Genomic DNA, 11839 nt, shown 5'->3' with positions numbered 1-11839 from the left:
ATGAAAATTTTAAAAATGCCAGAAGGTTTCATTTTTGACACTGAAAACCCTAACAAAGTAGAATTTAATCCAGGTCCAAAAGGAACCAAAACTCCATTGCATTACTTGACAGAAGAAAATACAGTTTGGGAGTTTCTTTCCAAATATTTTAAGTCAAAATCGGAAGTACAACATCCAATTTTTAAAAATTTTACCAATTCGTACTTCACTAGCATTGGTTAACGAAATAAAACATTACACATTAATTAATCATAAAACAAACAACATGAAGTATTCAAAAACAGAAAAAGAAGTCAAAAGCATTAGGGTACATGACAGCAATTGTATCGGTTGCAAAAAAACAGGAAAACATATGATGCTATCATATACCGACCATGATTCAGATGAAATAATAGATTTGTTCTTAAATAAACAACAAGCTGAAGACTTTATAATTCAGATAAAAAAAATACAAAACGACAATAACAATGGAAGCAATAAAAAAAAAAAAAAATTGAAGAGTTCTTACAACGCAGAAGAGAGTACGAAATATCTATCCTAAAGTTAGATTTCCAAATCTATGACGAGATAGTATTATGCTTAGATGATTTTATCGCTAATAACACAGAGTGGAGTAGGCGATATTCCGAAAAATTTAAATACGATATACTAGTCATATCTAGCGTAGATTTGGCAAATGCAAGACAATACACAGGAGATATAAATGAAACATTTTCAATCATAAAAACAAAAGATAACCAAATTTTTGGTTATCACAGAACCATACAAGGGAATGCTATATTGTGGGATAGTGGTAACGGTCAACGCTTTTTTAATTATAAAAAAAATGAATTTTTTACGGATATAGATGCTCAACTCTTTTTTGAATTCTTAAAACTTTACCATTCAAAAGACAAATTCATTCTTAAAAAATCGGACTGGTAGACAAGCAATAAATAACATATTTACTAATATAAAACAACCAACAAAATGAGCAAACGAAAACTACCAGAAATCTATTTAGATAAAATTAAAAAACTTGAAGAAAAAAGGGAAACTAACATTAATAAATATATAATTCCAATAGAAATAAAAATACAGGACGAAAAAGATAAAATAAAAAAATACTATAGAAAAAAAGGTCTACTATAAAAAACAAACAATATGAAATTTAATAAATGTTTAAACTGTATTCACTTTAACAAAGTAACTAAAACTACAGGTGAGTGTAGTTTTTTACAATCATTACACAACTATAGGTTTGCATATAATCAAACAGAAGATATTAATTTTAATACTACAAAAAAAATACAAAAACCGCATGTATTAAAATACATGATATGTGATAACCACGAAGCCAAACTATAACACCAGTATAAACGCTCGTTTTAATGGCGTTTATACTCCGTTATTCGCACCAATCACCAACACAAACAAAAATACGCCATTCTAAGAACTTTTAAATAAAACAATATGGATATTACAACTTTAAACAAAGCTAATGAGCTTAACGAAAGAATAATAGAATTAAGCAAAATGTTAGAGCATATTCAATGGGCTGTAGATAAAAATGAAACTACACCTATGAAAATAACTATTGCTATTAGAATTGACATTGGAGTATATAGGGAAAAAACCATAGAACTACAACCAAAAGATAAGCTAATTCCTACTTTAATAAAGGAGATAACACAAGCTCGTAATCAAGTAGTAAACGAGTTCAACGCTCTATAATATGCTTAATTAAAAGAAAATAGCGACGATAGTCGCCACCTATTTTAACTCGCTCTTTTTTTTTGGAGCGAGTTTTTATTTTTTTTCAGAAGTCCGATGTCCGTTTTTTCGTCCGTTTTTTTCGGCGGTTCTATTACCTCTCTCTCTTTTTTTTACTTACTTTAGTAAGCAATTAATAAGATATTTTTTGGACTTTTGGACTTAAAACACACAAACCACAGTAAATCAACTACTTATCCAGTCCATTTGTCAGTCCAAAAGTAGTCCAAAGCAGTCCATTAGTCCAAAATAGGTATAGCGTAGCCAATATTTACAATATCTTATTAGTTTACAATGGTTTACGCAAAATAAGCAAAATTGCAGGGTAAAAAATCAGTCCAAAACAAAAGTGGACTAGTCCAAATTAATTTTACCATTTTCGGACTGCATAACTTATTGTATATCAGTATATTATAAGTCTCAGTCCAAAAGTCCACACAAAAACAGTCCTAAAGGACTACACAGTGTGCATACATTTACATAGACTTATTACAGATTCATATTTGGAGTGTAGTTTTTGCAAGGGTATTGCAAGAGTGCTAATATACCTAGACTTTTACCAAAAACAACAGCATGACAAAAATTATAGGAAAAGTTGTAGAAGCAGGTACAGGCGAAGCACTACCGTTTGTAAATATATTCATACCTAAGAGCGGTTCTAACTTAGAAGTTAAAACGGTGAGCGGTGTAGGTCAAGTAGGAACGACCAGCGATGAAGACGGCGACTTTGAAATTACGATGCCAGAAAACGAGTTTATTTTGGCGTTTACTATGATTGGTTATAAGCCAAAGTTAGTAAACACTAAAAGAAACCGCAATACTGGAGAAATTCAAGTAGAATTGCAAGCAGATGATGAATTAGCAGAAGTAGTCATCACAGCACCAAGAGTAACGCCAAAGAAAAATAACAACACACTGTATTATATACTGGGAGGTTTAGTGGTATTAGCTATACTGGTTTACTTTTTACGAAAAAACAACGGTAATAAACCAATCATAGATTTAGTATGATAGATTTATTAGCAAACAAAACAAGGCGTAAACGCATCACGACCGATGTTACAGAAGACGAGCAGGCATATTTGAATGCTTTGTTAGAATGGCGTAAACAGCAAGGTTATACCAATTCAATGGCAGAAATGATTAGGCAAATGATGCACTTCACAGTTACAAAGCAATATGCAACAGCTAAGTTTGCTATGCCAACAAAAGCAGAACTAACCAATATACTTAATAAATCTAGCGATGATAAAGAATTTGAGAATTAAATACATAGTCATTGTATCAGCACTAGCATACTTGTTTTATCGTTTGTTCGGTTCAAAAAAAACAGCAGATATGAGTAGATTTTTTGCAGTAAACAGCACTAATAAACTGCGTGAATGTGATGCTTTCGGTTGCGGACACTTTGGAGCTTCACGAAGTGGTGGCACTCGCACACACAAAGGCATTGACTTTGTAGCAACCGAAAACCAAAGTATATACGCACCTTTCGAGTGTAAAATTATTCGTTATGGACAACCTTATGCAGATGACAGCAAATACAAACTCGTAGAAATTGAAAGCACAGACGGCGTTTACAAAGCCAAAATCATGTATATAAAAGCATTATACAGCGTAGGAAAAGTAGTAAAAAGAGGTGAATTGCTTGTAAACGCTGATAATATTAGTAAAAAGTACGGTGCAAGTATGACAAATCATGTTCACTTTGAATTGTATAAAAATGGTATACTCGTAAATCCAACAAACTATTTCGTATAAATAAATAAACAGTATATGACAGATAACGACATTTTAGATTTGCTCAATCAAACCAAATTGGAAAACGAGCAGTACCAACAAGATATACAAACTATTATTCAAGCAATATACAAGGTGTTGCAATCACTAGGACTAATACAAATACTTAACAGCGACACAGAAGTAAACATCGGACGGCTAATACCTCAAATCATGGGAAAATTAGCAAGCGGTGAACTTTCACAAAATGTAGCACATTTAAAGGCACTATTGCCACTGTACGATAAGTATAAACACTTAATTCCAAGCGATGGCAAAGAAATCACGACAGGAGAAACTAAACCTAATTAAAGAAATCCGTAAACCAAAAAATATGGCAACAGATAAAGACAAAATAGAAGAAGTCGAAGTCGTAAACGATAACGATACTTCTGTAAACGAGCTAATGAAAGAGTTTGAAGTACCAAAGGTGTCTAAAGAACCAGCACAAGACATTAATAGTGATGATTTTGAAGCAGTAAACGAACCAGAAGTAAAAGTAAACGCCAAAGACTTTGATAAAGATAAAATTGAAGATGTAGCAGAAGAACCAATAAACACATCAAATTTACTAAGTGTAGAAACTTCTGCAGCACTTATTGTAGGTACATTTGACTTTACGCAACAGGCAGTTTTAACAGCACTGCACAACTGGAAAACAAAGAATAAATTTGACAGTTTAGATGACTACGAATTTGCCAAACAAGCATTTAAAGAAGTTGAAAAAGGTATTGCAGATATTCGTACATTAGACTTGTCAGACCAAGCCAAAGTGCGTATACTGGAGCGTGTAAAACAAAAGGTAGAAGCACTGCCTTTAACCAACGATGAATTTACAGAATTAGAGCAATCACTAATACTTATTTTAAGAGATATGCCACAGTACCAACTAGGACCCAATACAGCAATTATAATGTCGTTAATAAAAGTCATGGGTGGTCGTGTTCTTGATGTATTTACTGATTAATTATGCTTAATGACCAGTTTAATATAATTATAATTTGTGGTGCAAAAGGCACAGGCAAAACTACCTTTGCAATAGAATTGCTATCTAAAAGTAAACGCAAAACAGCTATAATAGATATGCTGGATCATCAAAGCTACAGGCACATACCAATAATGCCTACAACGCATTTGGCTGCTTGGAAAACTGGAATATACCGTTTAATATCAAGTGAACCACTTAGTTTACTTGAAGAAATAAACAACAAAGTTTGGGACGCAAACCTTATTTTAGAAGATGCACATAGATACCTATCTCAAAACATGAGTAAAAACGAAATCCGTTTATTTTACGAGAGCAAACAACATGGTTTTGATATAGTAGTCATGTATCATGCGGTGTCGCAAATTCCACCAGACTTATATCGTATTTCAGATAAACTGGTACTTTTCAAAACAAAGGATACATTCAAATCAAGTACTTATAATAAATTCTATAATAAAACAGAAATTGAAAATGCACACGCCAAAGTAATGCGTTCTAAATCACCACATGCCAAAACTGTAATAAACCTTTAATATGGAAGATAAACCAGTAATAAAAAGTTATTCAAAACGAGAGTTAATAGATATGTACGGAACTACATATACTACTTTTTATACTTGGGTAAAAAGAGCTGGAATTATCGACGAATTAAAAGACTATGACAACATTAGGGTATTTACGCCAAAAGAGGTCGAATTGATATTTAACAAACTGGGTGAACCAAACAATTAACTTTACTTCATATTATTTCTATTTATTTACTAACACCTAACGACAATTACAAAGTAGGTCGTAACCCTATATTTTATTTGTAATTCAATTTATAAAAAAAACGACATGGGCAAAAATGCAAAAGAAATCTTAATCACATTCGTAATCGTGTTAGTAGCGAGTGTTATAGCTCAACTTCTAGTTAAAGAAGTTGCAGAAAATGGTGAAGTAAAAAGAAAACTAGCCATAGGTAAGAAAGATTAATCACATTAAAATTTAGTTTAAATGAAAAAACAATTTTTAGATACACAACAAGCAATAGAGCTAATGGAAAAAGAAGCTCACAACCTAAGTCGTTTCGACGGCGATTTAGTGGACTATTTAGGAGAGTATGATGATTATACTGGTGATGGCGACGACTTATTAGATTTTGAAGGTGATGCGAAATCTTTTGTTTCCGAATTAAGAAGTATTCGTTCACCAAGAATTATCAATTTAACAGTACAAAACACAAATACTACAGATGAAGAGTTTTATTTGTTTGGTGGCTTAAAAAACAGAGTTGAAAACGGAACTGTACCTAATGGTTTAATTTACCAAACTGGAGCTAATAACTCAGTTGCAGGTAATATCTTAACAGTATCTTGTTCGCCAACTCCATTTGAATTATTAAGAAGATTTTTAGCTGAAAATCCAGCTAGAATCGTAGCAATTAAAATGTCATCTACAACACCACTTCAAATTGAAGAACCATTTGATGTGGAAGTTCAATCGCCTTTCAACAAGTCAATGAAAACTTTCCAAATCAATCCAGCTTCTTACCAAAACGAAAATACTTATCGTGATGGTATGGTTACAATTGTAGAAGCATTCCAAGTTGATGCACAAACACAAGTTGCAATGAAAGTATTAGCTAACTCTACACTTAGATTAAGCTTGTATTTTGGTGGCGTAATGAACATAGCCAAAGCAATGCATAAAAAAGCAGCTAAGGCACACGGAAACTTGAGTGATAGACCAGCACTGAATCAGTATTATGCAGTGAATAACAAAGCACAAAGATTGATTGGTACACCATCTATTGCAATGGTTGGCGGTTAAAACTAGTATTTTGACGAATAACAGTAAGTGCCTCTCTCATCTTGAGAGGGGCATTTTTATAAAACAGTAAAAAATAAGCAATGATATTTCATCATACCATACTTAATGCACTCGAAATGAACCATGATAATCTAAAACAGATTTTAGAAACTTATGGTGTTCCAGTGTTTCCAGATGTGCCAAATTTAAGAAGTGTCATTTACGAAAAGCAAATGCCGTTCTTACAAGATTTGGACGAATTTCATATCCAACCTATGCTACATCAAATCGTAGCATTGGAAAATTTTGGCGGTAAGTTTAAAGCTAAAAGACAAGAAAAAAAAGCTGGCAGACAAAACATAAAAACAATGGCTTCTGCTCAAGGCATCAGCAAAAAAGATGCTAAAAAACTCTACCACCAACAAAATGCTGGTGTAGTTAATTTGGACAATGCAAGTGCTGCTCAAGTACTTGCACAGCTACCGCAAAAAGAGAGAATAAAAACTACTTTATCTGCACTTGACAAAGCAAATAACGCACTTGGTTGGACATCAGTAGCCACCAACGCATTAGGTGCTTTAACAGACGGCACTAAGTTCGGTAACGCCATGCAAAAAATTGGCTATGCAACAGACACAGCAACAAATGCATTAGGCACAGCACAAGATGTAGTAGAAGACAATAGCGGTTACTATATTAATGAAGATGGAGAACTAATAACAGGTATTAATCCTAATTCAAACAACAAAGAGGACCAAGACGAAAAAGAAAAAAACGACAAACTAATTATGTATGTCGGTATTGGTGCCGTTGTATTATTAATTGCTTATTTGACATTTAATAAACAATAATATGAGTGAAAAAGAATTTTTATCAAAGTGGGCGAGTAAAGTAAAAATTTCAATTACGACTGAAGATGGAAAAACTGTTGCGTTTCAAATATTTGACAAAACTAATAATAAATTAATAGGAATATACAAAACAGGTTCAGCAGATGCATTAGCAATTGATGTGGATTTACAAAAATATTTTGATAAAAAAGAAAAAGAAAAAAAACAAAAAGACTGGTTAAAAATTATAGCATTGGTTGTTGTTGTCTTTTTAATTTATAAGTTCTTTAATAGAAAAAAAAGGTAAGCGGTGAATATCTATTACTGTGAAAGTACAGGTCGTAATTCTGTGGCTTCTGTGCATCGCAGAACTGGAGATATTTATATTGATTTACCACAGTGGAGAAAACTAAAACCAGAGCATCGCTTTTTTGTATTGCTACACGAGTACGGACATCATGTACTCAATAGCAAAGATGAATTAGCCGTTGACCAGTGGGCGTTTAATGAATATGTTAAAAAAGGGTACTCATTAAAAGAAGCCGTTTTTGCACTTAGTAAGGTGTTGACAGGAAACAATCCAGAACACGCATTGAGAGTTAAGGCACAACTTGAAAGAGCCATATTACAAGATAAAAAAGAGCAAGCAATGATAAATTTAAATACACACGGCGACGAATTTTCTCACATCTCTGGACGCAGAAAAGCAAAAAAAGCTAGAAAGCAAAAAAAGAAAGATGCTAAGGTAGATTTGAAAATTAGAAAACGCGAAGCTCGTGTAGTGAAACGAGAAGGTCGTGCAGAAAAAAAACATGCAACTGCCAATCAAAAAAATGCAGAAGCAGAAGCACGACTAGTCCTAGCTGACCAAGGTATAGCAATGCCTACTAGAGCTGCATCAATTGGCGGTGCAATCACAGGTTTGATAGGTCAAGCAGTTGGTGCTGTAACAGGCGTACCAATGCCAGTTGAGCCATCTTACGACATACCAGCTACGCCAGTGTATGACGCACAAAATGAAGCAATGCTTAACCAAACAGCATTTGACGAAACAGGAGTAATTAACGCACAGCCACAACCACAAATGTTAAATACACCTTTTAGCAACTCTCGTATGGCATATGAAGAGCCAATATATGATGAGCCAATATACGAACCTAGAAGTATAGAAACACCAGCACCTACTAAGGAACAAACCGATAAGAAAAAAGACAATATGATGATGTATGTAATTATTGGAGCGGTGGCATTAGTTGCTGTAGTATTCATTATTAAAAAATAAATATGACAAAGCAAAATCAAAAATACATTAAAATAGGATTGTTACTTGCACTTTTAGGTATTATTATTTATTTAATGCTTTTACCATTCAAAAAACGCAACAAGGAAAAAACAGGTGAGCAGCAGTTTTTAATAGACGAAGCTGACAAAGCAAAAGAGGGCGAATTTAAAACCGTTGGGACACAGTTTGGAATATCTGAAAAAGATGCACAAAACTGTAACCAAGTGGCTTATAAACTAAACGATAGTTTGTATCAGTGGAATGTGCTAGGCATTGGCATACAGTGGAATTGGATAGGCGATGATGACGATATTACGATTGCACAATTAAATAGAATAAAAACATTAAAGGCGTTACAGTGCGTTAATTATTATTTCAAAATTCATAGAAAAAATAATAATGCAAATGTAGCACAGGAAGTTAAGGAACATTTAGGCACTAAGGTAAGTACCAAAAACTTTAGTTCCGATATGGTTTCATGGTTAAACATCATATCAAAACAAGCATCATAGTATGGGATTATTATTAGGAGGACTTACGAATATTTTTTTAGTCATTGGCTTCATTGTACTAATATTTGTGTTTTTTATATTTTATATGCTTTACAAAGTAATTGCATCATGATAGCGACACTTACACCAATTGTGCTACTAGTTTTAGAAGTTTTAGGAGCTGTAACAGCACTTTTATATATTATTTATGAATTAAAAAAAATAAAATAAATGGCAAATATAAAATTAGTAGAAGATATTTTGAACGGCGACATACCACCGATTGAAGTTAAGGTACAAAGGCAAGGATTAATTGAAGTAGCTATTGCAGTTATTGCAGTAGCATTTGTGATAAAGTTAATATGGAAAAAGTAACTAAATGGATAAAAGCGAACTATCTATTAGTTATAGTAACAGTTATTATATTAATTATAATTTATATTAAAATGAGTAGAAATAAAATACATGATGCGGTTAACAATAAAAATGTCAGAGCATTTTTAGATATGCTTCAGTTTTCTGAAGGCACTGCTAGTAAGAGCAACGCATATGCTGTATGTTATGGATATTCGCATACCATTAAAGACTTTTCCGACCACCCAGCCATTACTGGTGAATGGACTGGCAAACGCCTACCAGATAGTATGTGTAAAGGTGCAGGAATTACACCGCCTTGCAAATCTACAGCATCTGGAGCATATCAAATTATAAAGCCAACCTGGCAAAAAATAAAAACTAAACTTGGTTTAAAAGACTTTTCTCCAAACAGTCAAGATTTAGCAGCTGTACAGCTCATAAAAGAGCGAGGTGCTTTAGATGATATTATTAATGGCAATATTTCAGAAGCTATTAATAAATGTCGCAAAGAATGGGCTTCACTGCCTAATGCAGGTTATGGTCAAGGTGAAAAAACACTAGCAAGTTTAATTTCTAATTATCAAAACAACGGAGGTAATATAGCATGAAAGCACTACACTTTATTCAAGACCACTGGGAAGAAATCGGAGGCATTATTTTCTACCTACTACTAATCACTAAGATTGTAGTAAACATGATACCTACTAATAAAAACAAGGACATCATATTGAAAATAATAGAGGCAATAGACAGTTTGTTTCCGAACAAATCAACGCACGGAGAAAAACATATTATTAAAAAAGACAAATCAAAACTTTAATTATGTCAACAAGAAAAATTAAGTGCAAACAGCACACAGGTTTAAAAAGAGATGGCTCTTTAAAAAAGGGCTATCGCTATGTAAAAGGCGGTAGAATAGTAAAAGCAAAATCTACTACTACTGCTAAGAAAAAAACAAGTACTAAACGAAGAAAACGCAGATAAATGGAAAGAGTAGCTTTTGAAAGCTTATTAGTTGCCGAAAATTTTATTTTCATCAATAGATTAGTAGTACAAGTAGGCGGTAAGAAAAAGGGCGGTAAATCGCAGGATATAAGCGAAATTTTAAGCATTTGGGAAAATGACAAAACGCGTGTAGAAAATGCTTACCATACGCTAAAAATTACTAGGGAACAAAGAGCCAAAAACTTTTTTGCGTTCGTAGCTCAAATACCAGCCAAATGGAAAATCATTATAGATTTTCTAGCTCAAACACCACACATCAAAGAAGAGGTTCAAGATGCTATTGATTTTATTGATGACCTTTTTCCAATTTTTAAAAAGTAATTAGCAATGCGAATAGATCCAAAGGGAACGCCAGATGTAAATGAACCAGTAGCTACCGACTACAAAAGTAATTTATTGGGCGTACCATACAATAGCACTACTGAAAACTTGTTAGACTGGATAGGAAAAAAACTAGACAGTATGAGTGGTGGCGGTGATAGTGTAGCTGTAGAAGAACTAAAGAAACTATTGCAAGGGCTTCAAACTATTTCTGCTGAAAACAACAACAAAGACTGGTACATTGATGCTGAGGGCGTTTGGCGTTTTGTGGAGAAATTTAATACCATTTTTGGCGATGGAACGGCAAATAATTTCACCTTGATTAATCCATTTCCAGCGAGTAACGGACTTGATGAAACTAGATATTGGGGTGTGTTAGCCAACCCTTACAATTTTCAAGCGTTTGGTGTAAAAACAGAAACCTACAGACTAGATGGAAATCTAAATAAAAGTTCCGTACAAACGGAAACAGGAGGCGTAACGCTTAACTGGTCAACAAGTGGAACTATTTTAACTTTTACGGTCAATATACCATTGGCATTGTTAGAACTTACAATGTTTGGCACATATACGCTTAGTAGTGCTACAGTTACAGCACTAAGTAATAATTCGTACTTAGACCAAAATGGGACACACCAAGCGTTAACACTGGTAAGTGTGGTTAAGAGTGGCACAAATATTATAGCCACACTGCAAATTGATAAGAGTACAGTAACGACACTAGGCAGTGCTTTTACACACGACTTTACAGTAGCGTTTGATTTTAATGCGACTAAAAGAATTGCTTATAGATTCTACCGTATTGGCTCATTTGGTACTGGCTTTCAAATAAACACCAGTGGTAGTGCCAATATAGCATCTAGCATACAAAATATGCCTGTGTCAGCTGTACCGTTTTTACAGCATACGCAAATTGTTAATGCGATGCAACCTACCAACCAACCAATAACATACTTAGATGTATGCAGTGAACAAACAGGCAAAGAAACTTATTCTTTGTTTTTGAATAAATTTAGGTATTTGTTTGTTCGTTTCTTACCAACTACTACAGATGCTGTTGCCAACGGATTTTTTATTGACAGCAACAAAAAACTATTCTATAGTTCAGCAGGATACAAACCAAATGAAAATATACTAGAGCGTGGAGAAAAAAGCTTAATAAATATTTTCCGTGAAGACATGTTCTTTTTTATCGGAGAACAAAACACACAGATAGAAATTACAGTAATTATATAAATTAAAA

At 33.4% G+C, this 11839-nt stretch carries 24 protein-coding genes; all 24 read left to right on the top strand.

Translation table 11 applies throughout. The features are described from left to right. The 24 genes from H6553_06750 (at position 1) to H6553_06635 (ending at position 11832) form a co-directional block, all read left to right on the top strand. Complete coding sequence (locus H6553_06750) at positions 1-222, top strand: hypothetical protein (protein ID MCB9033516.1); 222 nt, start codon at positions 1-3, stop codon at positions 220-222. Positions 223-265: 43 nt separating this feature from the next. Continuing rightward, the gene (locus H6553_06745; protein ID MCB9033515.1) at positions 266-541 is read left to right on the top strand and encodes a hypothetical protein; all 276 of its coding nucleotides are present in this window, start codon (positions 266-268) and stop codon (positions 539-541) included. Positions 542-669: 128 nt separating this feature from the next. Further along, a complete protein-coding gene (locus H6553_06740) occupies positions 670-924 on the top strand; it encodes a hypothetical protein (protein MCB9033514.1) in 255 nt (84 codons plus the stop codon). A 219-nt stretch (positions 925-1143) separates the two neighbouring features. Further along, positions 1144-1347, top strand: coding sequence for a hypothetical protein (locus H6553_06735; GenBank protein ID MCB9033513.1), 204 nt, complete (start codon positions 1144-1146; stop codon positions 1345-1347). Positions 1348-1452: 105 nt separating this feature from the next. Then, positions 1453-1713: a hypothetical protein gene (locus H6553_06730; GenBank protein MCB9033512.1), complete on the top strand. Its 261-nt coding sequence runs from the start codon at positions 1453-1455 to the stop codon at positions 1711-1713. A gap of 612 nt (positions 1714-2325) precedes the next feature. Beyond that, on the top strand, positions 2326-2763 hold the full coding sequence (locus tag H6553_06725) for a carboxypeptidase-like regulatory domain-containing protein (GenBank protein ID MCB9033511.1): 438 nt from the start codon (positions 2326-2328) through the stop codon (positions 2761-2763). Beyond that, positions 2760-3020 (top strand): hypothetical protein, encoded by a 261-nt coding sequence (locus H6553_06720; GenBank protein MCB9033510.1) that lies wholly within the window; start codon positions 2760-2762, stop codon positions 3018-3020. The genes H6553_06725 and H6553_06720 overlap by 4 nt, the downstream gene beginning before the upstream one ends. Beyond that, positions 2998-3513 (top strand): M23 family metallopeptidase, encoded by a 516-nt coding sequence (locus tag H6553_06715; GenBank protein MCB9033509.1) that lies wholly within the window; start codon positions 2998-3000, stop codon positions 3511-3513. The genes H6553_06720 and H6553_06715 overlap by 23 nt, the downstream gene beginning before the upstream one ends. 15 nt (positions 3514-3528) lie before the next feature. Further along, on the top strand, positions 3529-3843 hold the full coding sequence (locus H6553_06710) for a hypothetical protein (protein MCB9033508.1): 315 nt from the start codon (positions 3529-3531) through the stop codon (positions 3841-3843). Further along, on the top strand, positions 3803-4498 hold the full coding sequence (locus tag H6553_06705) for a hypothetical protein (protein ID MCB9033507.1): 696 nt from the start codon (positions 3803-3805) through the stop codon (positions 4496-4498). Before H6553_06710 ends, H6553_06705 begins: the two co-directional genes overlap by 41 nt. Positions 4499-4500: 2 nt before the next feature. After that, positions 4501-5052 (top strand): hypothetical protein, encoded by a 552-nt coding sequence (locus H6553_06700; GenBank protein MCB9033506.1) that lies wholly within the window; start codon positions 4501-4503, stop codon positions 5050-5052. A 1-nt stretch (position 5053) separates the two neighbouring features. Beyond that, positions 5054-5251 carry a hypothetical protein gene (locus tag H6553_06695; protein ID MCB9033505.1) on the top strand — a complete coding sequence of 66 codons (198 nt, stop codon included), beginning with the start codon at positions 5054-5056 and terminating at the stop codon, positions 5249-5251. A 105-nt stretch (positions 5252-5356) separates the two neighbouring features. Continuing rightward, positions 5357-5494, top strand: a complete 138-nt coding sequence (locus H6553_06690) for a hypothetical protein (GenBank protein MCB9033504.1) — start codon at positions 5357-5359, stop codon at positions 5492-5494. 21 nt (positions 5495-5515) lie between these two features. After that, positions 5516-6331: a hypothetical protein gene (locus tag H6553_06685; GenBank protein MCB9033503.1), complete on the top strand. Its 816-nt coding sequence runs from the start codon at positions 5516-5518 to the stop codon at positions 6329-6331. Between the two features lie 80 nt (positions 6332-6411). After that, the gene (locus tag H6553_06680) at positions 6412-7161 is read left to right on the top strand and encodes a hypothetical protein (GenBank protein ID MCB9033502.1); all 750 of its coding nucleotides are present in this window, start codon (positions 6412-6414) and stop codon (positions 7159-7161) included. Position 7162: 1 nt separating this feature from the next. After that, positions 7163-7447 (top strand): hypothetical protein, encoded by a 285-nt coding sequence (locus H6553_06675; protein MCB9033501.1) that lies wholly within the window; start codon positions 7163-7165, stop codon positions 7445-7447. Positions 7448-7450: 3 nt separating this feature from the next. Continuing rightward, the gene (locus H6553_06670) at positions 7451-8422 is read left to right on the top strand and encodes a hypothetical protein (GenBank protein MCB9033500.1); all 972 of its coding nucleotides are present in this window, start codon (positions 7451-7453) and stop codon (positions 8420-8422) included. 2 nt (positions 8423-8424) lie between these two features. Continuing rightward, positions 8425-8934: a hypothetical protein gene (locus H6553_06665; GenBank protein MCB9033499.1), complete on the top strand. Its 510-nt coding sequence runs from the start codon at positions 8425-8427 to the stop codon at positions 8932-8934. Between the two features lie 210 nt (positions 8935-9144). After that, positions 9145-9288 carry a hypothetical protein gene (locus H6553_06660; GenBank protein MCB9033498.1) on the top strand — a complete coding sequence of 48 codons (144 nt, stop codon included), beginning with the start codon at positions 9145-9147 and terminating at the stop codon, positions 9286-9288. A 71-nt stretch (positions 9289-9359) separates the two neighbouring features. Next, positions 9360-9878 carry a glycoside hydrolase family 104 protein gene (locus tag H6553_06655; GenBank protein MCB9033497.1) on the top strand — a complete coding sequence of 173 codons (519 nt, stop codon included), beginning with the start codon at positions 9360-9362 and terminating at the stop codon, positions 9876-9878. Next, complete coding sequence (locus H6553_06650) at positions 9875-10090, top strand: hypothetical protein (GenBank protein MCB9033496.1); 216 nt, start codon at positions 9875-9877, stop codon at positions 10088-10090. The genes H6553_06655 and H6553_06650 overlap by 4 nt, the downstream gene beginning before the upstream one ends. A 2-nt stretch (positions 10091-10092) precedes the next feature. Then, the gene (locus H6553_06645) at positions 10093-10254 is read left to right on the top strand and encodes a hypothetical protein (GenBank protein MCB9033495.1); all 162 of its coding nucleotides are present in this window, start codon (positions 10093-10095) and stop codon (positions 10252-10254) included. Next, positions 10255-10596 carry a hypothetical protein gene (locus tag H6553_06640; GenBank protein ID MCB9033494.1) on the top strand — a complete coding sequence of 114 codons (342 nt, stop codon included), beginning with the start codon at positions 10255-10257 and terminating at the stop codon, positions 10594-10596. A 6-nt stretch (positions 10597-10602) separates the two neighbouring features. Then, a complete protein-coding gene (locus tag H6553_06635; protein ID MCB9033493.1) occupies positions 10603-11832 on the top strand; it encodes a hypothetical protein in 1230 nt (409 codons plus the stop codon). Positions 11833-11839: the final 7 nt, after the last annotated feature.

Source organism: Chitinophagales bacterium, from assembly GCA_020636535.1.
Classification (GTDB): domain Bacteria; phylum Bacteroidota; class Bacteroidia; order Chitinophagales; family JADIYW01; genus JADJSS01.
This window is presented reverse-complemented; position numbering and strand designations above follow the sequence as displayed.

What these genes read in the sequence shown, in the direction of transcription:
- H6553_06750 (MCB9033516.1), top strand. Translation starts at nt 1, where the DNA reads ATGAAAATTTTAAAAATGCCAGAAGGTTTCATTTTTGACACTGAAAAC.
- H6553_06745 (MCB9033515.1), top strand. Translation starts at nt 266, where the DNA reads ATGAAGTATTCAAAAACAGAAAAAGAAGTCAAAAGCATTAGGGTACAT.
- H6553_06735 (MCB9033513.1), top strand. Translation starts at nt 1,144, where the DNA reads ATGAAATTTAATAAATGTTTAAACTGTATTCACTTTAACAAAGTAACT.
- H6553_06730 (MCB9033512.1), top strand. Translation starts at nt 1,453, where the DNA reads ATGGATATTACAACTTTAAACAAAGCTAATGAGCTTAACGAAAGAATA.
- H6553_06725 (MCB9033511.1), top strand. Translation starts at nt 2,326, where the DNA reads ATGACAAAAATTATAGGAAAAGTTGTAGAAGCAGGTACAGGCGAAGCA.
- H6553_06720 (MCB9033510.1), top strand. Translation starts at nt 2,760, where the DNA reads ATGATAGATTTATTAGCAAACAAAACAAGGCGTAAACGCATCACGACC.
- H6553_06715 (MCB9033509.1), top strand. Translation starts at nt 2,998, where the DNA reads ATGATAAAGAATTTGAGAATTAAATACATAGTCATTGTATCAGCACTA.
- H6553_06710 (MCB9033508.1), top strand. Translation starts at nt 3,529, where the DNA reads ATGACAGATAACGACATTTTAGATTTGCTCAATCAAACCAAATTGGAA.
- H6553_06705 (MCB9033507.1), top strand. Translation starts at nt 3,803, where the DNA reads ATGGCAAAGAAATCACGACAGGAGAAACTAAACCTAATTAAAGAAATC.
- H6553_06700 (MCB9033506.1), top strand. Translation starts at nt 4,501, where the DNA reads ATGCTTAATGACCAGTTTAATATAATTATAATTTGTGGTGCAAAAGGC.
- H6553_06695 (MCB9033505.1), top strand. Translation starts at nt 5,054, where the DNA reads ATGGAAGATAAACCAGTAATAAAAAGTTATTCAAAACGAGAGTTAATA.
- H6553_06690 (MCB9033504.1), top strand. Translation starts at nt 5,357, where the DNA reads ATGGGCAAAAATGCAAAAGAAATCTTAATCACATTCGTAATCGTGTTA.
- H6553_06685 (MCB9033503.1), top strand. Translation starts at nt 5,516, where the DNA reads ATGAAAAAACAATTTTTAGATACACAACAAGCAATAGAGCTAATGGAA.
- H6553_06680 (MCB9033502.1), top strand. Translation starts at nt 6,412, where the DNA reads ATGATATTTCATCATACCATACTTAATGCACTCGAAATGAACCATGAT.
- H6553_06675 (MCB9033501.1), top strand. Translation starts at nt 7,163, where the DNA reads ATGAGTGAAAAAGAATTTTTATCAAAGTGGGCGAGTAAAGTAAAAATT.
- H6553_06665 (MCB9033499.1), top strand. Translation starts at nt 8,425, where the DNA reads ATGACAAAGCAAAATCAAAAATACATTAAAATAGGATTGTTACTTGCA.
- H6553_06660 (MCB9033498.1), top strand. Translation starts at nt 9,145, where the DNA reads ATGGCAAATATAAAATTAGTAGAAGATATTTTGAACGGCGACATACCA.
- H6553_06655 (MCB9033497.1), top strand. Translation starts at nt 9,360, where the DNA reads ATGAGTAGAAATAAAATACATGATGCGGTTAACAATAAAAATGTCAGA.
- H6553_06650 (MCB9033496.1), top strand. Translation starts at nt 9,875, where the DNA reads ATGAAAGCACTACACTTTATTCAAGACCACTGGGAAGAAATCGGAGGC.
- H6553_06645 (MCB9033495.1), top strand. Translation starts at nt 10,093, where the DNA reads ATGTCAACAAGAAAAATTAAGTGCAAACAGCACACAGGTTTAAAAAGA.
- H6553_06640 (MCB9033494.1), top strand. Translation starts at nt 10,255, where the DNA reads ATGGAAAGAGTAGCTTTTGAAAGCTTATTAGTTGCCGAAAATTTTATT.
- H6553_06635 (MCB9033493.1), top strand. Translation starts at nt 10,603, where the DNA reads ATGCGAATAGATCCAAAGGGAACGCCAGATGTAAATGAACCAGTAGCT.